Here is a 19,227-nt window from a genome sequence, read left to right as displayed (position 1 = left end):
CATCTCTCGCAGGGTCGATAAGGGCAGCGCAAGACGGCGCAAAACTACGCAAGAAATACGTTACATCAACCTTGGCATGTTCGATATTTTTTCCGGTATTCTAATAAAATATCAGGAGTATGTTAAAAAACATGCCATCTACCGCATATAAGAAAAGCGGCGAATAAAAATACCAATAATAGTATGCTTATTCGCCAGTGGCCACCGGGCGCGCCGGGTCGGCGCACCATTCGCTCCAGGAGCCGGGGTATAGCGCCGCGCCCGGCAGGCCGGCGACTTCCATCGCCAGCAGGTTGTGGCAGGCGGTGACGCCGGAGCCGCATTGGGAGATGGTGGCTTGCGGGGTGTCGATCAGGGTGGCGAATTCGGCCTGCAATTGGGCCGCCCACCGCGTCTACACAATTACTTCACCGGGTTCAGTAGAGCTGGCTTGCCCATCTCGACGAGTTGTGCGTTGGATTTTTCAAAATACAAACGCCAAAAGCTGGTGAGCGCCTGCATGGTTTGGGGGGCGCGATAGCGTTTGGATTTATTTGCATCATCAGACAACAGGCCAGCGCCAACCACGTAAATTCGCGCACCGCTAAAATCAGCTAACAGCTGGTTTTGCTCGACCAGCTTCATTTCATTGAGCGGCTCAATTCTTCGAACCGACTGGCCTTTGTTGCTATAAAAAGAAGAAACCGATGAGTTTTCCAGCATGTCGGACACAATGAGAACAACCTTGTTTTGCGCAGTCGATTGCCGCACTTTTGACGATATGTCCTTTATGCTGGCCAAAACATCGGACTTCGCAATGTCTGTTGACGTGTCATCAAAAGCGGTCCGCAGTGCGCCGCCCACTATGCGCGCCGCTTGCTGCGGTTGCCGCGCCATGCACTGATCGAATTTACCCAGCAACGGCTTGGAAACATCATTGCGCTGGGTGGCGTCCAATGCCGGACTCAGCTTGCCCGAGACCACCACTGCAGTGTATCGGCCTTGGGTGTAGGCAGAGAACGTCATGACGGTAAAGCCATGATTGGCGCTCAAAAACGGCTTGATATTGTCTGCCACCAGCTGTTTTAACTTTGGATCGAGCGGGGTAGTCTGATCGATCGCAATAAAAATTTCGGTTGCAATCGGTACCGGTTTCACCTGCAATTTTTGATCATAGCAGGATGAAATGGCATCGCTTTGGCTCGCCAATGCGGCAACGGGCAAGAACAAACCCAAAATGAACGCAGCGCGCTTCACAGCAAACTCTCCAGTTCGGCGTCGCGTTCGCGGCTTTTCTGATCGTTCTCTGCTTTTTTTGCTTTAAGGGCTGCACGCACTTGCTTATCCAAAGCTTCTGGGAGTGTATCTAATAAAGCTTTCTTGGCACCTTTGTCCGCCAGCGCGTCAAGTTGTTGCAGCACGCTGCCAATGTCAGGATGCTCGGTTTTGGCGTTTACGGTAGGAGCCGCTGCAGTCGCAGTTGCAGTTGATAGAGTGATAGGTTGATTATGAACGGCGTTGCCTGTGGCGTGCTGACGTTCATTATTCCGGTCCTTCGCCTCCTCTTCCCGGGCATCCTGCATGAAATCCCGAAAACTTTTTGTCGTGTATTGTGCATTCGTACCAGAACGAGAGTTTTTTTCCATCATTTTTTGCTGCAATGTTTCAAGCTTGCTTTGCGCAACATCTGCTATTTCCCGGTAGTGCTCCCGTACATCCGTATAGGTTGCATAACGGCCTGCGCCAATTGCGCGAAATGCATCTGAACTGTTCTTCCCCGCAAAACTCCATCGAAAACCGAAGATCACACCGAGTATCTGTAAGAACACAAATACGAACGCCAGCACGATGAATGTACCCCAGCCACCATGACGGTCGATATTGGCTTCGTCTTGCAACGCCTTGTCATCTGCTTGTTTATTCGCTTGACGATCTGCATCCGGCAAATTAGTGCTTTCGTTGGCAGACATGTCCAGACCACTTGATGCGATGTTTTCCGAAAGCGCTGCCTGCTCAGTTTGTCCGGTTACTTGCTGCTGCAACTGTTTTTCAAGCACCTGGCCACGAACATACGTAGCAAAAGCTGCGATGAATAGGACAAAGACGATGGTAGATATAAAGATGACGTAGCCTGAATGGGTTCCGACACGATTTGTAAGTTGTGCATAGGTCGGCTGATTGTCATCAGATGACTGTGGCCGTGCCAGCGGTATTGTCCCGGTTGTCAATTTAGGACTATCTTCGATGGATTCGCGCCGTTCGTTTTTGTCGTAGTTCCATTCGCGCCGTGCGTTTTTGATTTGCCCTGACTTGAATAGCTCATGGCCGGCGAAGTGGGTAAAAGCCACCAGGATGACCGAAATAAGAAAGGCAATGCCGTAGGCACCAGTCTGCTGCAAATTTTCGCTGGCGCCGGGCAATGTATATCCTGCCAATACGTAGCTGAACCCCATGGCCTCTACAAACACCATTGCGATCGTTAAAACCCAGATCCATCCCGGTGTTTCGCGGCGTCCGTTGTCTCCAGCTTTGGTCAGGTAAGTAATCTTTTCGTTGAAATCATGTTCATCCTGGATCCGAATGAATTTCTTGTAATCGCGACACAAAGTGCGCTCGGCCTTGTACCAGCCGGAGTTGGTCCCATCCATATTGCCATCCCCTGCCAGTCGTGCAATGCGCCCGATCAGCGGAAAACTATATGCGGTGTTGTGCCACCACCATTTTATTTTTTCCCATAGGGTAGCCATCACTGCAAGAGCAAGCATCACGCTCACGATGCTCCAGGCGGCCACAGGATAAGCTGCAAAAAATTCTTTCATGAGAACCTTTTAATTATTGAACAATGGTTGGCTTGAAGTCGGCAACGTAAGTTTTGCCGTCATGTGCGTATAGCAGTTTTCCGGCTTTGGCAGCTGTCACACCTTTGCTATTAAATAGTATGTCGACGCAACGCACACCGGCATTACCATTCAAAAACATCCGATATAACACCCCGTTACTGCCCAGATACGTGTTGACCTCTGGCGTGATGGACACGTCCGGCACCTGATTGCGTTGGACCGATGGTTTGTAGTTCTTGTAGACCTTGAATTCGGGCAGTCTGGTTAATGCCGCACCATTCTTGAGCACCGCCACCTTGTTGACGACAATCAGGTGCCCATTAACCTGGTCGGACCAGGTTTTTCCATACAGTCCCGGCAAATGTTCATTGGTCTGGTATACCTTGCCATCGCTTAATGCCTTAACTGCACCGCTTGCGCGAGGACGATCCTGTGTGCAGTCGCGCAGAACAGCCGACTCATCGGCGTATGCCGGGCTGATGATCGAGAACCAGGATTTTTCTTGTTCAATTTTGCCCAGATTGGCAACAGCCGTCGATTGCGTCAGAGGTGCCCCGCCAAAGTCGATCGTATCTACATTCGGCGACGCTTTATTTGTCGCAATTTTAATTGCAGCAGGGTGGGTTGCCGACTCTTGTATCGCAGCAGTTCTGGGCCGGGAAGCGGTTGCTGGCCTAGATGTTTTTTCTACTTTGGTCTGCGTAGCAACTACAACCTTGCTCGGTAATGCTTCCACTCCTCGGTAGTACTGGTATTTCGGCGCGCGTGCTTCCAGATATTTTTGGAGATTGGCGTCGCTGGCGAGTTCAATGATCTCGACGCGCCTGTTTTGCGCGCGTCCGGTTTCGGTATCGTTATCCACCATCGGGTAGCTTTCCCCCGCACCCTGGAAGTAAATGGAGCTCTTTGGCAGCCCTTGTTCTGCTAAAAACTGCGAGACAGCCTTGGCCCGACGCTCGGATAAATCAGCATTGAGCCGGGATGATCCGGTGTCGTCGGTATGCCCGACCAATAACAGTTTGCGTTGCGCGTTTTGCCGCAGGTAGTCTTGCCGGGCTTTTGGGTCGGCAATCCCCCGCGCGATTTTGTCGTTGTTGTAGCTCTGTGCAATCGCACCGAAGTACTCCTGTGCGCGTGAGGTGAGCTTGTCCGAATTTGCTTCAAAATGGCCGCCTGCTCCGGCTTGATCACGAATCGAGATGACCGTGCCGATTGCAGCTTTTTTCACTGCGTCGGCATTGCGGCTGTTCTTCAGGGCTGCATCATCAATGACCTGACCTTCGCCGTCGACCATTGCGAAAGACATGTCCAGCTGGTATTGCTGCGCCACTTTGGCCAGCGCACAGCGCCGTTGGTCCATATCGGCACCGATAAAGCCGCCAACAAGAGCGCCGAGCCCGGCACCGATAAATTTGCCGGCATTCTTGTCCATTTGATGCCCGAGCACTGCGCCCAGGACGGTGCCCGCCACAATTCCAATATTGCGCGCATTGTTTGCGCAGGGATCATTGCTGTTGAACGTCTCTTGAAAGGAGGGTTGACCCGTCCTCGGGTCGACTGCGCAACCATTGACAAGCAGGCTGCAGGCCAAGGCAATGGTAATTTTTGGCAGTGCGGATCGTACTTCTGGCTTGCGCATGAGATGGGTGAATCCTTAATGAATTGGGAGCGTAATGAGGGAGTCGGGCGTTAGCAGCTACACATCATATCCGAAAATTAATGCCAAAATGCAATTATTTATGGTGTGCAATACTATCGGATTTGGTCGAATGTGCTGCCTGCATTTATGCGTTGCGGGATCTGTCATGCTCGCTGATGGGAATAAGAGGGCGCGCAGAAAAGACGGGCATCTGCATGGAAAGATGCCCGGTATCAGCGGATCAGGAATTTACTGCAGGATAAAAGGAAGCGCTCGGATCAGGGCTTTCGCAGATCTTTGCAGTTTAATAAAATAACTGGAGTATGTGCATAAATGTATCATTTACCGCATATGAAACAAGCGGCAATAAAAAATACAACTATTAGTATGTCTATCCGCCAGTGGCCACCGGGCGCGCCGGATCGGCGCACCATTCGCTCCAGGAGCCGGGATACAGCGCCGCGCCCGGCAGGCCGGCGACTTCCATCGCCAGCAGGTTGTGGCAGGCGGTGACGCCGGAGCCGCATTGGGAGATGGTGGCTTGCGGGGTGTCGATCAGGGTGGCGAATTCGGCCTGCAATTGGGCCGCCGGCTTGAAGCTGCCATCGGCTTGCAGGTTGTCCTTGAAGAAGCGGTTTTTGGCGCCGGGAATATGGCCGCCGACCGCGTCCAGGGTTTCGTTTTCGCCGCGGTAGCGGTCCGGCGAACGGGCGTCCAGCACCGTGCGCGTTCCGCTGGCTAGATTGACCAGCACGGCGGCAACGTCCACGCTGGCGGTCAGAGCAGCGCGGGCTGCGAGCGTGCCGCGCCGCAGCGCTGGCGCAGTGGTGGTCAGCGGGTGGCCGGCCTGCAGCCAGGCCGGCAGGCCGCCGTCAAGCACTGCAACCGCATCGTGTCCGACCCAGCGCAGCATCCACCACAGCCGGGCCGCGAACATGCCGCCGCTGGCGTCGTAGGCGACTACTTGGGTGTCATTATCGATGCCCCAGTTGCGTAGCGTTTCCACGAATGCGTCGCGCTCCGGCAACGGGTGGCGGCCGTGAAATTGTCCATCGTGGCCGATCTTGGGGCCGGCCAGATCGTTATCAAGGTGCGCGAACTGCGCCTGCGGCAGATGGGCGGCGGCATAGGCGCTGCGCCCGGCTTCGGGATTGGCGAGGTCGTGGCGGCAATCCAGCACGACCCAGTTGTTGTCGGGTCGGGCTTGCGCCAGTTCGGCGGCGGTGATCAGGGTGGTGAATGCAGTAGTAAATGACATCAGGCGCTCCTGGGGGTGATGGTTTCCGGGTGGTTCGTAATGGTTTCTGCGTCTGCCGCCAAGGTAGCATTACGGGCATTGGCGGCATTGCGGGCGTTGTAATAAGTGGCGCTGATGCCGCTGATCAGGATCACCGCAATGCCCAGCCAGCTATTGAGCCCCAGCATATCGCCCCAGATCAGGATGCCCCAGATGCTGGAAAACACGATGCCGCTGTATTGCAGGTTGGCGGTGACTAGCGTATTGCCGAGTCGATAGGCGCGCGTCATGGCTACCTGGCCGAATGTGGCGCTGATGCCTACGCCCAGCAGCAGCACGAGCCCCTTGGCGCTATGCGTTTGCAGCAGCGCTGACGGACTCATGATGAGCGTGCCGCACAAGCCGGCGCACAGGCTGATCAGCGAAAAATAGAACACGACCCGGTATTCCGGTTCGCCCATCAATCCCAGTCGGCGCACCTGCAAATATGCCAGCGCCGAGAGCATGCCGGAGCCAAGTGCAAACAGGCTGCCAACCCACTGGTCGGCATGGATGGTGGGTTGCAGCAGCAGCGCCACGCCGGCAAAGCTGGCCGCAATCGCCGCCGCAAAGCCCCACTCCAGATGCGTCTTGCCGCGCCACCAGCCGATTGCAAACAGGATCACGGCAAGCCAGATCGGCGCGGTGTAATTGAGCGTGACCGCCATCGCCAGCGGCAGTACGCTGAACGAATAAAACCAGCACCAGAACGCGACCACCCCAACCGCGCCGCGCCACAGATGCTCGCGTCCGAACTGGGTGCGCAGCGTGCCGCCATTCAAGCGCACCAGCGCCAGCATGAACAGGACCCCGATCAAGCCGCGAAACATCACGATTTCAGAAGTCAAATACAAGTCTGACGCGAGCTTGACGCACAGGCCCATGATGGCGAACAGAAAAGTGGCGCACAGCATCCAGAGTGATTGCATAGGGTAGGGCCGGGAAGAGAGTGGGGTGGCGGCGCGAATTAAGCGAGATTCAGGTAAGAATCGTTTGCGCAAATCGCAAAGCCGATAGTGTAGCCGAGCGGCGGCTTGCGCTGTGGAACGCTTCCGCGGGCGAAAAGTATAAGCACCATTTCAATGGTAGCCGGCGACGGATGCGCAAACCAACGGCAGGATGCTAATCACCTGCTGCTGAACCGGCGCTTATCGCTTCATTCAGCTACAGTTCATGTTTGCGTTGTCATGCTTGTGCATATGATGAAAATATTTCGATTTCTCTTATTTAGCGTGCTGATCGCGCTCGCCTCCGGCGGCCTGCAGGCTGACGATCATGATGACGAGCGTGAAGAGCACGACCTGGCCCGCGCCGCCATGGCAGCCGGGCATATCAAACCTTTGGCCGAAATCCTGGACCAGGTCGAACAGCGCTATGTGGGCCGGGTGGTCAAGACCGAACTGGAGCGCTATGATGAAATTTGGGTCTACAAACTCAAGTTGCTGCCGGCGAATGGCCGCGTCTACAAACTGAAAATCAATGCGCAAACGGGCCGTATCATCGGCGCCAAGGGCCAGGTACAGGAGAAGCGCTGATGCGGGTGCTGATAGTCGAAGACAATATTGAAATCGCCCGGCAAATCAAGACCGTTTTGCTGGAACAGGGCTATGCGGTCGATCAGGCGGTGGACGGGCGCGAAGGCAAATTCCTGGGCGAATCGGAACCTTATGACGCGGTGATTTTGGATTTGGGCTTGCCGCAACTCGATGGCTTATCCGTGCTGCGCCAGTGGCGTCAGGATGGGCACACGATGCCGGTTTTGATTCTGACCGCGCGCGACGCCTGGACCGACAAGGTGGATGGTCTCAATGCCGGTGCCGACGATTATCTGGTCAAGCCATTTGTGATGGCCGAGCTGCTGGCGCGCATCAATGCGCTGGTGCGGCGCACCCAGGGCCGCGCCAGTGCGACGATTGTGGTCGGTGATTTGCAGTTGGATACCGTCACGCAAAGCGTCAGTCTGGCCGGATCGCCGGTGCGGCTGACCGCGATGGAATACGGCTTGCTGGCCTATTTGGCGCACCACGCCGGCCGCCCGATTTCGAAAACCGAACTGACCGAGCATCTGTATAGCCAGGATTTCGACCGCGACAGCAATACCCTGGAAGTGCTGGTGGCGCGCCTGCGCAAGAAGCTCGGCGACGACAAGATCGAAACCCTGCGCGGCCAGGGTTACCGGCTGGTGCTGCCGATTTCTAATGTTGCCTAATGTGGTCTAACACGTCGGCATCACAATGAAATCCATCACGCTGCGCCTCGCCATTCTGTCCGCGCTATGGGTGGTGCTGGGCTTGACGGTGGTCGGTTTATATGTGAACCAGGCCACCACGCGCCAGTTGCAAAACGCCGCCGACGCCCGGATATCCGCCCTGCATGACGCGGTCACCGCGAATGTCGAATTCGATGACAACGGCGTGATCCAGTTGCCGCACAGCTTGCCCACGCCCGAGTTCGATCAGCCGCTGTCCGGCGTCTACTGGCAAATCACTGCGGCCGGCAATCTGCTGCGTTCCAAATCCTTGTGGGACGAAATTCTGCCATCGCCGCAGCCCGGTAATAACAATAATGCCAATAACAGCGGCTCGCAGTGGAGCACCATCAAAGGCCCGCGCAATGAAGATGTGCGGCTGCTGGCTCGCGCCATCACGCTGCCGGATTTCAAGCAAACGGTGTGGGTGCAAGTCGCAGTGGGGCAGGAAAATACCGAACGCGAAATCGCCAGCCTGCGGCGCAGCCTGCTGTTTGGCCTGACTGCGCTCGGCGCGCTGCTGGTGGCCGGCGTATGCGTGATCGTGATCGCCGGGCTGCGCCCTTTGCGTCAGGCTAAAAATGCGCTGCACGCAATACGTCGCGGCCAGAACACACGATTGGCGCTCAACGCGCCGGATGAAATTGCGCCGTTGTTCGCTGAGATCAATGCGCTGGTGGCGGAGAATCATCAAGCCGTCGAGCGCGCCCGTTGCTACGTCGGCAATCTGGCGCATGCACTGAAGACGCCGCTCACGGTAGTCACCAATGCGCTCGCCAGCAGTACGCCGGACTTGGCGCTGGCGCAGCAGCAAATTGCGCTGCTGAATCGCACGGTGGCTTACCATCTGGCGCGCGCCCGCATCTCGGCCCGCAGCGCCGCGCACAGTGCGCAGACCGGCGCCACGCCGCTGGCGATTGCGCAGGAAGTTGCGGCCGCCCTGCGCCGGATTGCGCCGCAGATCGAGATTGTGGTCAAAGGCGATGCAGCGCTGCAAGCCGCAATCGATCGCCAGGACTTGATCGAACTGCTCGGCAATCTGATGGAAAACGCGATCAAATGGGCGCACTCGTTGTGTCTGGTCGATATCGGGTTATGTCCGCAGACCGATGCCGATGTCGATCCTAAAGCCCGGATCAGCATCCGGATACAGGATGACGGCCCCGGCATGCCGGACGAAGTCGCCAGCACGCTGGCGCGACAGCGCGGCGAACGCCTGGACGAAGCGCAAGTCGGCTTCGGCCTGGGTTTGGCAATCGTGGAAGAAATCGCGGTCCTGTACGGCGGCAGCCTTGCAATTGTGCCGAAAGGTGCGTTGGGCGGAGTGCGGGTCGATGTGACGCTGCCGGCGTTTGGTGCCGGCTGACGCAGTCTTGCGTTGAAATATATACACTATTATGTATTTTTCACGAGCCAATTGAATCATGCGGTAAATGCATGTTTTTTATGCATACTCCAGATCAAGCTGATGCGGGATGGGATTAATGGTGGGATCGGAGAGGCGGCCAGCGATGTTTCGCCGGCGGCTACCGGCCAAACCGGACGTTCTGCATAAACCAAGGTCGTTACATCTTGGCGAATCGCCTTCGGGTTTTGTTGCGTCACAATTCGTAACCGCATTGCCTATAAACAACCCGGAGGTGTTATGACGCGTCTTGCCAACCCAGACTTCGTCGAATGTGTCACTGCCAGTTTCGACAAGCAAAACGCGATGCATCTGATTCAGGCCACGTTGCCTGTTGTCGAACACGGGCGTACCGAAATCCATGTGCCGCACTGGGACGGCATAGAGCAGCAGCATGGCTTCGTGCATGGAGGTGTGGTGGGGATGATTGCTGATTCAGCTGCCGGTTTGCGGCAATGACCATGGTGCCTGCCAGTGCTTCGGTATTGACTGTCGAATACAAGATGAACCTTGTTGCACCTGCAGACGGCGAGAAGCTTATTGCGCGAGGACAGGTTATCCGCCCCGGTAGGACGCTGATTGTGACCAAGGCAGAGGTATTCGCCCTCAAAGATGGCAAGGAAACTCTTTGTGCCCTCATGCAGCAGACCATTATGGTCATGCACGGAAAGACAGAGAAGTAGTGTCCGCTTTGGGTCTTGGATTCAACCGGTCGATGCAACACACTAGAAACTGCATAAGCAAAAGGAGTGTTGCAGATGGCACAGAGACCTCGGATCTATTACACAGAAAGCCAGAAGGCATTGATGTGGGAGCGCTGGAAGAAAGGCGAATCCCTCCAACAGATTGCCCAGTTGTTCGACCGGAATCACGCATCGATCCAACGCATCCTGGCCGAGACAGGCGGCATAGGTCCTGCAGAGCGACGCCGTTCTCCATTGGCATTGACCCTGGCCGAGCGCGAAGAGATATCGCGTGCATTGGCTGCCAGTCACTCGATTCGCTCCATCGCTGCATTGCTCAAGCGGGCGCCATCAACGATTAGCCGTGAGATCAATCGTAATGGCGGCCAAGAAGACTATCGTGCAAGCCAGGCTGATCAAGCTGCCTGGGATCGAGCACATCGTCCCAAGGACTGTAAGCTGATAGACAATCCCACACTGGCACGTATTGTGGCTGGCAAACTACGATTGCAGTGGTCGCCAGAGCAGATTGCCGGATGGCTCAAGCACATGTATCCGGAGAACGATGACTATCAGGTGTCACATGAAACGATCTATCGCAGTCTCTTCATTCAGGCTCGCGGTGCTCTGAAGAAGGAATTATTGGAGCATCTGCGGCGTACGCGCGCCATGCGCCGGTCCCGCCATCACACGCAGAAGACAGTCAATCACGGACGAATCACCGACACGGTTTCGATTAGTGAACGTCCGGCCGCAGTGGAGGATCGAGCAGTACCGGGCCATTGGGAAGGTGATTTGCTGTTTGGGGACCGCAATAGCCAGATCGCAACCCTGGTTGAGCGCCATACCCGTTATGTGATGCTCGTGAAGGTCGCCAGCAAGGACACAGAAACAGTCATCAACGCATTGATTAAAAACGCTCGCCAGTTACCACAGGAGCTCTATCAATCGCTAACTTGGGATCGGGGTAAAGAGATGGCGGACCACAAGCGCTTTACGTTGGCGACCGACATCAGTGTTTATTTCTGTGATCCACATAGTCCCTGGCAGCGTGGCAGCAATGAGAATACGAACGGACTATTGAGGCAGTATTTCCCCAAGGGGATCGATATTTCGGATTACTCACAGGCGCAGCTAAATGCCGTGGCACGAAAATTAAACGAGCGTCCAAGGAAAACATTACACTACCAAACGCCGGCTGAACAATTCAGTCAATTTGTTGCATCGACCGGTTGAATCCAAGGTCGGTTCCTGACATTCAGTAGTGCAGAAACGACTTGATTCCATGGCCGTTTGCGCCTGTTACTCATTTACGTAGGAATCCTTACGGTTCCCCGGATGGGTCTCGAAATTCCTGGATCGCCGAGTTCCAGCTATCCTGACGTCACCTGCATGCAACTGCGCTCCAGTTCCACCAAGCAGCTCTGCGTTCCTTTGCACATGAAAGATGAAACGTGGAACGTGGAACGTCGCGTTCAGTGGGCTGTGCCATGAAAGGTTCACCTCAGAAGCTGAGCAGAGCTTCGGCACCCCGCTTAGTTAGTTGGCTATGGAGAGCCGCAACGTTTAAATGGCGTAGCCGAAGTCCTCATGGCGCGGGACGCGACGGCATCAGACGCCGCATTTGGCTACCCGCCACGTCACGAAAGCGCGGGCTGTGCAGGCAGATTCCGCCGACAAGACCCACGAAGCACCCGAGGACGGTATCGAAGAACCGTGCCTGGATGAGCGCGGAAGGCGAACCGTGTCCTAACGTGGCCGCTTCTCCCAGCAGGATTGTCAGGGGCGTGATGAAGATGACGGCAAAGGCATAGTGCCTCACCACCGTCAACTCGATCACGAAGGCCAGCGCCATCATCGTCAGGGAAATGCTCCATTTGTCCAGCGGGAGCAATAACAAGGCCCAGGACACCAGGAGCCCGATGCTGGTACCGATCACCCGGTGCAGTTGCTTGTTCCACACGGCGCGCAGCGATGCGCCCTGAATCACGGCCAGGCAACTGACCGGAACCCAGTAGGCATTCTGCAATTGCAGCAGCTGCGCCGCTGCCAGCGAAATGCCCACAAACACGCCGATCACCACCGAGTCGAACACCACGAAATCGAAGGTCGGTGGCGGCAATGGCGCCACTGGTTTTGGTGCCTGCTTCCGTAATATATAGACGCTATAGACCAACCCGATCAGGCAAGCGAGCAGACAGCCCATGGTGAGCAGCCCCACCATCAGCGGCAGCTGCAACAACTCCACCGGCGAATAGGCACCGATCGATGCGGCCATGATGAAAAACAGGCTGCCCGGCGGCCCTACGCCGTAAAAGCGGCAGACCATCGTCACCAGAATGGCGGTAAAGACCAGCACTGGCATCATGGCCGGCGCAAAAAAGTGGCTCATCAGCCCCAGCGCATAGCAGGCAGCCATGCCAAACGCGCAAGCCATTACCGATATCATGCGGTGATACAAAGGCGTGCTGGGCATATAGAGAAATACGAGCCCGCCGAGCGACGAAACCAGTCCGTAATCCAAGCGATTGAAATACGCACCGATCAGTAGCGGCAGCCCCGAAGCAAGCGCAGCAGCAAATGGCATCTGCCATAGCCGGTCGCTGGCGTGGATCGTCGTCAGATGACGCAGTTCTTCCCACATCAGCACTTGCAACTTCCTCCAACGGCTCAACCACGTCATTGATTTCCCTTTCTGTGATGTTTATTCTGTTCTCCGACCGAGAGAACAGTGAAACACGGCCATTTTACTTAGATACATGATTTGGCTGCTTTGGGTCGTGAGGGTTAGTTCGTGTTTCGTGTTATACGGAAGCTGCCTTTCGTGACCTGGCAAAACAGAATTTTGCTTGCGACGCCTTGAACGACAGCAACCGACAGAGCAGCGGCCGTTCAGAAATTCTCCGCACGAAACCTTGCTTGCCACACCAGCATTCCAAAGTCATCATTTTCCGATGTCCGGAATCGCTGCATTGCGGCCGTTGCCACCGTTGACACGGTCGCAGGTGAATGCCGGAGCCCGGCCCGGGCGCAAAGGGAAGAAAATGGCTGCGACGCTGGCGCCTTATTTGCCCAGCAGCGCCAGCGTATGGTTCCATTCCGCGGCCCATTCGTACAAAAAATCATGCGCATTGAAAGCTCTTTTCAGATGCGGCATTGGCACCCGGTACAGATCATTTAATCCCAGCGCCAGCGTGACCGGGTTCCACACCGCTTTGTTTTTTGCCTTTTTGGCGCTGCCTTTGACCCTTGCGCCATCATCGCCGAATAGACCGCCGCCACTTTCAAGGGCCTGTTCCAGATCCATTTTCACTAGGCTGGCAAATGCGATCAGCACCTGCTCCTTGTTGATGCCAGCCTGTGATTCCATTGCCGCCGCAATTTTGACCGGTTCGGGCTCGGCCTCGCGCTTGAGTTTGCTTGCCAAGCGCTCCAGATCCTTCTTCAGAAAACGCAACTCATGTAAAGCCCGTCGAAAGCCCGGCGGCTTGAGTTGGGTCGCTATCTTGTAGGCGTCTTTCGTGATCGTGATGAGCACATCCTCGCTTCCCGCTGCAAGCCGCTGGGTATCGCCTTCGAAAAAAATCGGCGCCGGATAGCCGCCGTTGGCGTCGCCGAACAGCGCAGGATAGTCGGCGTCATAGTCCAGCCAGACGTAGGGGGTCAAGCCGTTCTCTATCATGCGCGCCAATGCCCATGGCGTGCCGGTTTGCTGCGCAAGCCAGTCGCATGCCTGCGCCGTTGTTGCCCGAAAAGGTAGTTCGATGATCGTCATTATTTCTTTCTTTAACATGTCTGCCGGCGTTTGTATTTCAAATGCCTAGCCGCCCACCCGCTTCGCGCTATGGCCGTGCTTTTTAAGCGCGTCCATGACCAGCTCGCAATGGTCGCCCTGCACTTCAATCACGCCATCCTTGACCGTCCCGCCAGAACCGCAGGCCGTGCGCATCTGTTTGCCCAGCACGGCCAGCGCAACAGAATCGAGCGCTAGCCCTTTGATGAGGGTCACGCTCTTGCCGCCCCGGCCCTTGGTCTGGCGCGACACGCGCACCGCGCCATCGCCTGCCGGCGCGGCCTTGGCCCTGGCTTTGCAGGCGCACTCTGCGAGCGCAAGCCGGCATTCGGGACATGTGCGTCCGACATCGGTGGAATATACAAGGCCGCTTTTTGCGCTACGATTCATGAGTATGTGCTCTGGAATTTATGAAGTGTGTATCACCGCCAGATTAGCAGATGCTGCTGACAGCGCGCTGCTGAAGGTATTTGCGCAATTCATATACGCTATTGTGTATTTTTTGAAAGCTATTAAAATAATGCGGTAAATGCATGTTTTTTAAGCATACCCCATCAAATTCCCTGAATCACGGCAAAACACTCTGGGCACATCATGAACAAAATCCGTTTCGGCATCATCGGCGGCAGCGGCCTGTACAGCATGGCCGGCTTGCAGCAGGTGCAGGAAGTTCATATCGAAACCCCGTTCGGCGCGCCTTCCGACGCCATCGCCACCGGCCTGCTGGACGGCGTGCCGGTGGCGTTTCTGGCGCGGCATGGGCGCAATCATGCGCTGCTGCCGTCCGAAATCCCGTTTCGCGCCAATCTCTGGGCCATGAAGCAGCTCGGCGTCGATTACCTGCTGTCGGTGTCGGCCGTCGGTTCGCTGCAGGAGCATTTGACGCCACGCGATATGGTGCTGCCAGATCAGTTCATCGACATGACCAGGCAGCGCGCAGGCTCGTTTTTCGGCCAGGGCGCGGTGGCGCACATCAGCTTCGCGCAGCCGGTGTGCGCGACATTGTCCGATCTGGTGGCGCAAGCTTTTTTCGATTGCAAACTACCGGACGCCACGCTGCATCGCGGCGGCACCTATCTCTGCATCGAGGGGCCGGCGTTTTCGACTTATGCGGAGTCGCAGCTGTATCGTTCCTGGGGCGCAGCGGTGATCGGCATGACCAATATGCCGGAAGCGCGGCTGGCGCGGGAAGCCGAAATCGCCTACGCGACGCTGGCGCTGGTGACCGATTTCGATTGCTGGCATCAGAGTCATGCGGCAGTTACTGCCGAAATGGCGATCGGCAATTTGATGCATAACGCGCAGAACGCGCAAGCGGTGTTGCGCGCCTGCATCCGGCGGCTGGCCGCCGATCCGCCGCCATCGTTGGCGCATCAGGCGCTGGCGCAAGCGCTGGTGACGCCGCTGGCGGCGATGCCGGCCGCCACCCGCGAAAGGCTGGAGCCGTTGTTGCGCAAATACTTGTAATTGATGTTGCGCACTTTGATATCTGCGAAAAACACGATTACCGTAGGATGGGTGCAACCCATCTCTTTACGCAGTTCCAAGGCCGCACGAGCCGGAAGTAGGATGGGTGAAACCCATCATTAGCGTTGATAGCAACTGAAAAGTGATGGGTTTCACCCATCCTACGAAACTACGAAACTATTTTTATTCAACACAGAAAGCGCGACCATCATGCATAAAACTTTATTGTTGTTCATCTCTTCGGTTCTGTTGTCCGGCACTGCGCAAGCGCAGCAGATCGGCAGCGTCAATACCGAATTTAAACTGATGGGCTCGCACAAGCTGGTGGTGGAGGCATACGACGATCCCAAGGTGGAAGGCGTGGCCTGCTACGTTTCCAAGCCCGAGCGCGGCGGCGTGGCCGGCATGGTGGGCGTGGCGGAAGAAGTGTCGGATGTCTCGATTGCCTGTCGCCAGGTCGGCCCGATTCGCTTCAAGGAAACGCTGCCGCGCCAGGAAGATGCGTTTTCCGAGCGCCGTTCGCTGGTTTTCAAGACCTTGCACGTGGTGCGCATGGTCGACGCCGCACGCAATACGCTGGTGTACCTGACCTATTCCGACAAGCTGATCACGGGCAGCCCGAAGAATGCGGTGACTGCGGTGGCGGTGCCGCGCACGACAATCATTCCACTCAAGAAATAGCGGGTTTGCAGGGTTGATCGCGGTTCGCTGCGCGTTGAACGCGGGCGGTTTGCTCTAAAATAGCGGCTTATCTATTCATTCAGAGCTCGATTCGATCACTTATGTCCAAAAAACAGCCTTCCGCCAATCTTCCCGCTTCATTTGAAGACGCGATGGCAGAACTCGCGCAGCTGGTGGCGCAAATGGAGGCCGGCACCCTGCCGCTGGAAGCTTCCGTGGCCGCATATCAGCGCGGCTCGGAGCTGATCAAGTATTGCGCGGCGCAACTCGACAAGGTGGATAACCAGGTCAAGGTGCTGCAAGGCGAAATGCTGAAGCCCTTTGCTGCTGATACCGATACTGCGGGGGATGCCTAGATGGCGGACGCTAGCGAGGCAGCTATGAAACCCGCTGTGCAAGCTCCTATGCAACCTTTCAGTATATGGATGGCAGCAGTCCAGACGACGATGGAGCAGGCGCTGTCGTCCTTTTTGCCGCCTGAAGCTAGCGCGCCCGAAGTATTGCATCTGGCCATGCGCTACGCGGTGCTGGATGGCGGCAAGCGGGTGCGGCCCTTGCTGGCATTCGCTGCCGGCGAATTGTTCGCAGCCGGGCAACAGCAGTTGCAGCGCGCCGCCGCCGCCGTTGAAATGATCCACGCCTATTCGCTGGTGCATGACGACATGCCGTGCATGGACGACGATGCGCTGCGCCGCGGCAAGCCCACCGTGCATGTCAAATTCGGTCAGGCCACCGCCTTGCTGGCGGGCGACGCGCTGCAGGCGCAGGCATTTCTGGTGCTGGCTGAAGGTGCCGGCGACGCCAGTTGCAAGCTGGCGATGGTGCGTTTGTTGGCGCAGGCATCCGGTTCGCTGGGCATGTGCGGCGGCCAAGCCATCGACCTGGCCAGCGTCGGCCTGCATCTGTCACGGCATCAGCTGGAACAGATGCATCGCCTGAAAACCGGCGCCTTGCTGCGCGCAGCCGTGTTGCTCGGCGCGCTGTCGGGCAAGCTGCTCACAGTTGCAGAAGAGCAGGCGTTGGATCGCTATGCTGCCGCCATCGGGCTGGCGTTCCAGGTGGTCGACGACATTCTGGACGCCACTGCCGATTCGGCCACTTTGGGCAAAACTGCCGGCAAGGATGCGGCCGACAACAAGCCGACCTATGTCTCGATCCTGGGGCTGGACGCATCTTTGGTGTTGGCGGAACAATTACGGCAGGATGCGCATGCAGCAATCCTGCCTTTCGGGGACAAGGCACAGCGGTTACGCGAACTGGCGGACCTGATCGTGCAACGGAAAACCTAGTATGAACCTACTCAAACAGATAGACAGCCCCGCAGATTTGCGGAAATTGACGCGTGCGCAGCTCAGGCCTTTGGCCGATGAATTGCGTCATTTCATCATCGACTCGGTATCTAAAACCGGCGGCCATCTGTCGTCCAATCTCGGCACCGTCGAGTTGACGATTGCGCTGCATTACGCTTTCAATACGCCGGAAGATCGGATCGTCTGGGATGTCGGCCATCAAACCTACGCGCACAAAATCCTGACCGGGCGGCGCGACCGGATGCACTCGCTGCGTCAACTGAACGGGATTTCCGGCTTTCCGCGCCGCGACGAGAGCATTTACGACACTTTCGGCACCGCCCATTCGTCCACCTCGATTTCGGCCGCGCTCGGGATGGCGCTGGCGGCCCGCACCAAATGCGAAGGCCGGCATGCGATTGCGGTCATCGGCGACGGAGCGATGACTGCCGGCATGGTGTTCGAGGCGATGAACAACGCCGGCATCTACGACGACATCAACCTGCTGGTGGTCCTGAACGACAACGACATGTCGATCTCGCCGCCGGTCGGCGCGCTGAACCGCTATCTGGCGCGCCTGATGTCGGGCAAGTTTTATGCGGCCGCCCGGCAAGTCGGCAAGACCGTGCTGCCGGGGCCGATGCTGGAACTGGCCAAGCGTTTCGAGGAACACGCCAAAGGCATGATCATGCCGGCCACCATGTTCGAGGAATTCGGCTTCAATTACATCGGCCCGATCGACGGCCACGATCTGGACGCGCTGATCCCGACCCTGCAAAACTTGAAAAAACTGAAAGGGCCGCAGTTCCTGCATGTGGTCACCAAAAAAGGCCAGGGCTACAAGCTGGCCGAAGCCGATCCGGTGCTGTATCACGGGCCCGGCAAGTTCAATCCGGCGGAAGGCGTTAAACCGGCGGTTGCCGGCAAGCTGACTTATACGCAGGTGTTCGGCGACTGGCTGTGCGACATGGCGGCCGCGGACCAGCGCCTGGTCGGCATCACGCCGGCGATGCGCGAAGGCTCCGGCATGGTGCGCTTCGAGCAACTGTTTCCGAAACGCTATTACGATGTCGGCATCGCCGAGCAACATGGAGTAACTTTCGCCGCCGGCATGGCGTGCGAAGGCATGAAGCCGGTGCTGGCGATTTATTCGACCTTTTTGCAACGCGGTTACGACCAGCTGATTCACGATGTCGCGTTGCAAAACTTGAACGTGACTTTCGCGCTCGACCGGGCCGGCTTGGTCGGTGCCGACGGCGCTACTCACGCCGGAAATTACGATCTGGTCTATCTGCGCTGCATTCCGAACATGGTTGTAATGGCTGCGTCAAGCGAAAATGAGTGCCGTCAGATGCTCACCACCGCTTTCCAATATAATGGTCCGGCAGCAGTGCGCTATCCGCGCGGTGCCGGCATCGGCGCCGCAGTATCTCCGGCATTGGACACGATACCCCTCGGCAAAGGTGAAATCCAACGTACTGGAAAAAGCATTGCCATACTTGCATTCGGCAGCATGGTGGCGCCAAGCCTGCTAGCGGCCGAGGAGTTGGATGCAACCGTCGCCAATATGCGTTTCGTCAAGCCGCTCGATGCCGAACTGGTGCTGCAATTGGCTGCCAGCCACGATGCGTTGGTGACGATCGAAGAGGGCGCGATCATGGGCGGTGCCGGGTCTGCGGTGGCTGAAGCGCTGGCGGCTGCCGGCATTATCAAGCCGCTGCTGATGCTGGGTTTGCCGGACCGCTTCATCGACCACGGCGATAGCGCGCAACTGCTGACGTTGTGCGGCCTCGACGCGGATGGCATCAAGGCGTCGATCCAACAGCGTTTTGAACACATTTTGGAGCCGGCGGCGCAGCGCCAGCCAATCGCAATTAAATAATATCTAAGTGGAAGCGTGCAAGCTGCGCGCTTGCACGCCAACACA

Annotated in this window: 20 protein-coding genes and 1 pseudogene; 12 read left to right on the top strand and 9 right to left on the bottom strand. The window is 56.8% G+C overall.

The features are described 5' to 3' along the window. Positions 1-187 precede the first annotated feature (187 nt). The 4 genes and pseudogenes from FKCLFG_RS14335 to FKCLFG_RS14320 form a co-directional block, all read right to left on the bottom strand. Positions 188-385 (bottom strand): annotated as a pseudogene (locus FKCLFG_RS14335) (sulfurtransferase); the annotation flags it as partial. A 17-nt stretch (positions 386-402) separates the two neighbouring features. Continuing rightward, a complete protein-coding gene (locus tag FKCLFG_RS14330; protein WP_472613751.1) occupies positions 403-1,236 on the bottom strand; it encodes a hypothetical protein in 834 nt (277 codons plus the stop codon). Then, complete coding sequence (locus FKCLFG_RS14325) at positions 1,233-2,798, bottom strand: hypothetical protein (protein ID WP_472613750.1); 1,566 nt, start codon at positions 2,796-2,798, stop codon at positions 1,233-1,235. The genes FKCLFG_RS14330 and FKCLFG_RS14325 overlap by 4 nt, the downstream gene beginning before the upstream one ends. Positions 2,799-2,811: 13 nt before the next feature. Continuing rightward, positions 2,812-4,251 carry an OmpA family protein gene (locus tag FKCLFG_RS14320; protein ID WP_472615868.1) on the bottom strand — a complete coding sequence of 480 codons (1,440 nt, stop codon included), beginning with the start codon at positions 4,249-4,251 and terminating at the stop codon, positions 2,812-2,814. On the opposite strand from FKCLFG_RS14320, the gene FKCLFG_RS14315 reads away from it, so the two are divergent. Beyond that, on the top strand, positions 4,138-4,512 hold the full coding sequence (locus tag FKCLFG_RS14315; RefSeq protein ID WP_472615904.1) for a hypothetical protein: 375 nt from the start codon (positions 4,138-4,140) through the stop codon (positions 4,510-4,512). The two genes, FKCLFG_RS14320 and FKCLFG_RS14315, sit on opposite strands and share 114 nt — an antisense overlap. Before the next feature lie 337 nt (positions 4,513-4,849). Here the strand turns inward: FKCLFG_RS14315 and FKCLFG_RS14310 are convergent, their stop codons facing one another. Together FKCLFG_RS14310 and FKCLFG_RS14305 are read right to left on the bottom strand one after the other, a co-directional pair. Next, positions 4,850-5,716, bottom strand: coding sequence for a sulfurtransferase (locus tag FKCLFG_RS14310; protein WP_472613749.1), 867 nt, complete (start codon positions 5,714-5,716; stop codon positions 4,850-4,852). Then, complete coding sequence (locus FKCLFG_RS14305) at positions 5,716-6,663, bottom strand: DMT family transporter (protein ID WP_472613748.1); 948 nt, start codon at positions 6,661-6,663, stop codon at positions 5,716-5,718. The genes FKCLFG_RS14310 and FKCLFG_RS14305 overlap by 1 nt, the downstream gene beginning before the upstream one ends. 273 nt (positions 6,664-6,936) lie before the next feature. Here FKCLFG_RS14305 and FKCLFG_RS14300 point away from each other — a divergent pair, with 273 nt between their 5' ends. The 6 genes from FKCLFG_RS14300 to FKCLFG_RS14275 all read left to right on the top strand — a co-directional run bounded on the left by FKCLFG_RS14300 (position 6,937) and on the right by FKCLFG_RS14275 (position 11,306). Further along, positions 6,937-7,269: a PepSY domain-containing protein gene (locus FKCLFG_RS14300; protein WP_472613747.1), complete on the top strand. Its 333-nt coding sequence runs from the start codon at positions 6,937-6,939 to the stop codon at positions 7,267-7,269. Beyond that, positions 7,269-7,943, top strand: a complete 675-nt coding sequence (locus FKCLFG_RS14295; protein WP_472613746.1) for a response regulator — start codon at positions 7,269-7,271, stop codon at positions 7,941-7,943. The genes FKCLFG_RS14300 and FKCLFG_RS14295 overlap by 1 nt, the downstream gene beginning before the upstream one ends. 25 nt (positions 7,944-7,968) lie before the next feature. Further along, positions 7,969-9,348, top strand: a complete 1,380-nt coding sequence (locus FKCLFG_RS14290) for a sensor histidine kinase (protein ID WP_472613745.1) — start codon at positions 7,969-7,971, stop codon at positions 9,346-9,348. A 279-nt stretch (positions 9,349-9,627) separates the two neighbouring features. Continuing rightward, positions 9,628-9,846 carry a PaaI family thioesterase gene (locus FKCLFG_RS14285; RefSeq protein ID WP_472613744.1) on the top strand — a complete coding sequence of 73 codons (219 nt, stop codon included), beginning with the start codon at positions 9,628-9,630 and terminating at the stop codon, positions 9,844-9,846. Beyond that, positions 9,843-10,070 (top strand): PaaI family thioesterase, encoded by a 228-nt coding sequence (locus tag FKCLFG_RS14280; protein ID WP_472613743.1) that lies wholly within the window; start codon positions 9,843-9,845, stop codon positions 10,068-10,070. The genes FKCLFG_RS14285 and FKCLFG_RS14280 overlap by 4 nt, the downstream gene beginning before the upstream one ends. Before the next feature lie 75 nt (positions 10,071-10,145). After that, positions 10,146-11,306 carry an IS30 family transposase gene (locus tag FKCLFG_RS14275; RefSeq protein ID WP_472613379.1) on the top strand — a complete coding sequence of 387 codons (1,161 nt, stop codon included), beginning with the start codon at positions 10,146-10,148 and terminating at the stop codon, positions 11,304-11,306. A gap of 352 nt (positions 11,307-11,658) precedes the next feature. Here FKCLFG_RS14275 and FKCLFG_RS14270 read toward each other — a convergent pair whose 3' ends face one another. From FKCLFG_RS14270 to FKCLFG_RS14260, 3 genes are all read right to left on the bottom strand, one after another. Then, positions 11,659-12,753 (bottom strand): FUSC family protein, encoded by a 1,095-nt coding sequence (locus tag FKCLFG_RS14270; protein WP_472613742.1) that lies wholly within the window; start codon positions 12,751-12,753, stop codon positions 11,659-11,661. A 381-nt stretch (positions 12,754-13,134) separates the two neighbouring features. Further along, positions 13,135-13,845 (bottom strand): hypothetical protein, encoded by a 711-nt coding sequence (locus tag FKCLFG_RS14265; protein WP_472613741.1) that lies wholly within the window; start codon positions 13,843-13,845, stop codon positions 13,135-13,137. A 45-nt stretch (positions 13,846-13,890) separates the two neighbouring features. Then, a complete protein-coding gene (locus tag FKCLFG_RS14260) occupies positions 13,891-14,253 on the bottom strand; it encodes a translation initiation factor Sui1 (RefSeq protein WP_472613740.1) in 363 nt (120 codons plus the stop codon). A gap of 204 nt (positions 14,254-14,457) precedes the next feature. Between FKCLFG_RS14260 and FKCLFG_RS14255 the strand changes: the two genes are divergently transcribed. From FKCLFG_RS14255 to dxs, 5 genes are all read left to right on the top strand, one after another. Further along, positions 14,458-15,330 (top strand): S-methyl-5'-thioadenosine phosphorylase, encoded by an 873-nt coding sequence (locus FKCLFG_RS14255; RefSeq protein WP_472613739.1) that lies wholly within the window; start codon positions 14,458-14,460, stop codon positions 15,328-15,330. Between the two features lie 210 nt (positions 15,331-15,540). Next, entirely contained in the window at positions 15,541-16,011 is a 471-nt protein-coding gene (locus FKCLFG_RS14250; protein ID WP_472613738.1) for a CreA family protein, read from the top strand. Positions 16,012-16,112: 101 nt separating this feature from the next. Further along, positions 16,113-16,367: an exodeoxyribonuclease VII small subunit gene (locus FKCLFG_RS14245; protein ID WP_472613737.1), complete on the top strand. Its 255-nt coding sequence runs from the start codon at positions 16,113-16,115 to the stop codon at positions 16,365-16,367. 48 nt (positions 16,368-16,415) lie between these two features. Further along, positions 16,416-17,300 carry a polyprenyl synthetase family protein gene (locus FKCLFG_RS14240; protein ID WP_472613736.1) on the top strand — a complete coding sequence of 295 codons (885 nt, stop codon included), beginning with the start codon at positions 16,416-16,418 and terminating at the stop codon, positions 17,298-17,300. A gap of 1 nt (position 17,301) precedes the next feature. After that, on the top strand, positions 17,302-19,182 hold the full coding sequence (dxs, locus tag FKCLFG_RS14235) for a 1-deoxy-D-xylulose-5-phosphate synthase (RefSeq protein ID WP_472613735.1): 1,881 nt from the start codon (positions 17,302-17,304) through the stop codon (positions 19,180-19,182). The last annotated feature ends 45 nt before the right edge of the window (positions 19,183-19,227 follow it).

The sequence above is a fragment of the Gelidimonas denitrificans genome, assembly GCF_055694065.1.
This window is presented reverse-complemented; position numbering and strand designations above follow the sequence as displayed.

Bases quoted from the DNA above. Each gene is read 5' to 3' on its own strand.
- FKCLFG_RS14325 (WP_472613750.1), bottom strand. From the start codon at position 2,798: ATGAAAGAATTTTTTGCAGCTTATCCTGTGGCCGCCTGGAGCATCGTG.
- FKCLFG_RS14320 (WP_472615868.1), bottom strand. From the start codon at position 4,251: ATGGACAAGAATGCCGGCAAATTTATCGGTGCCGGGCTCGGCGCTCTT.
- FKCLFG_RS14310 (WP_472613749.1), bottom strand. From the start codon at position 5,716: ATGTCATTTACTACTGCATTCACCACCCTGATCACCGCCGCCGAACTG.
- FKCLFG_RS14305 (WP_472613748.1), bottom strand. From the start codon at position 6,663: ATGCAATCACTCTGGATGCTGTGCGCCACTTTTCTGTTCGCCATCATG.
- FKCLFG_RS14300 (WP_472613747.1), top strand. From the start codon at position 6,937: ATGAAAATATTTCGATTTCTCTTATTTAGCGTGCTGATCGCGCTCGCC.
- FKCLFG_RS14295 (WP_472613746.1), top strand. From the start codon at position 7,269: ATGCGGGTGCTGATAGTCGAAGACAATATTGAAATCGCCCGGCAAATC.
- FKCLFG_RS14290 (WP_472613745.1), top strand. From the start codon at position 7,969: ATGAAATCCATCACGCTGCGCCTCGCCATTCTGTCCGCGCTATGGGTG.
- FKCLFG_RS14285 (WP_472613744.1), top strand. From the start codon at position 9,628: ATGACGCGTCTTGCCAACCCAGACTTCGTCGAATGTGTCACTGCCAGT.
- FKCLFG_RS14280 (WP_472613743.1), top strand. From the start codon at position 9,843: ATGACCATGGTGCCTGCCAGTGCTTCGGTATTGACTGTCGAATACAAG.
- FKCLFG_RS14275 (WP_472613379.1), top strand. From the start codon at position 10,146: ATGGCACAGAGACCTCGGATCTATTACACAGAAAGCCAGAAGGCATTG.
- FKCLFG_RS14270 (WP_472613742.1), bottom strand. From the start codon at position 12,753: ATGACGTGGTTGAGCCGTTGGAGGAAGTTGCAAGTGCTGATGTGGGAA.
- FKCLFG_RS14265 (WP_472613741.1), bottom strand. From the start codon at position 13,845: ATGACGATCATCGAACTACCTTTTCGGGCAACAACGGCGCAGGCATGC.
- FKCLFG_RS14260 (WP_472613740.1), bottom strand. From the start codon at position 14,253: ATGAATCGTAGCGCAAAAAGCGGCCTTGTATATTCCACCGATGTCGGA.
- FKCLFG_RS14255 (WP_472613739.1), top strand. From the start codon at position 14,458: ATGAACAAAATCCGTTTCGGCATCATCGGCGGCAGCGGCCTGTACAGC.
- FKCLFG_RS14250 (WP_472613738.1), top strand. From the start codon at position 15,541: ATGCATAAAACTTTATTGTTGTTCATCTCTTCGGTTCTGTTGTCCGGC.
- FKCLFG_RS14245 (WP_472613737.1), top strand. From the start codon at position 16,113: ATGTCCAAAAAACAGCCTTCCGCCAATCTTCCCGCTTCATTTGAAGAC.
- FKCLFG_RS14240 (WP_472613736.1), top strand. From the start codon at position 16,416: ATGCAACCTTTCAGTATATGGATGGCAGCAGTCCAGACGACGATGGAG.
- dxs (WP_472613735.1), top strand. From the start codon at position 17,302: ATGAACCTACTCAAACAGATAGACAGCCCCGCAGATTTGCGGAAATTG.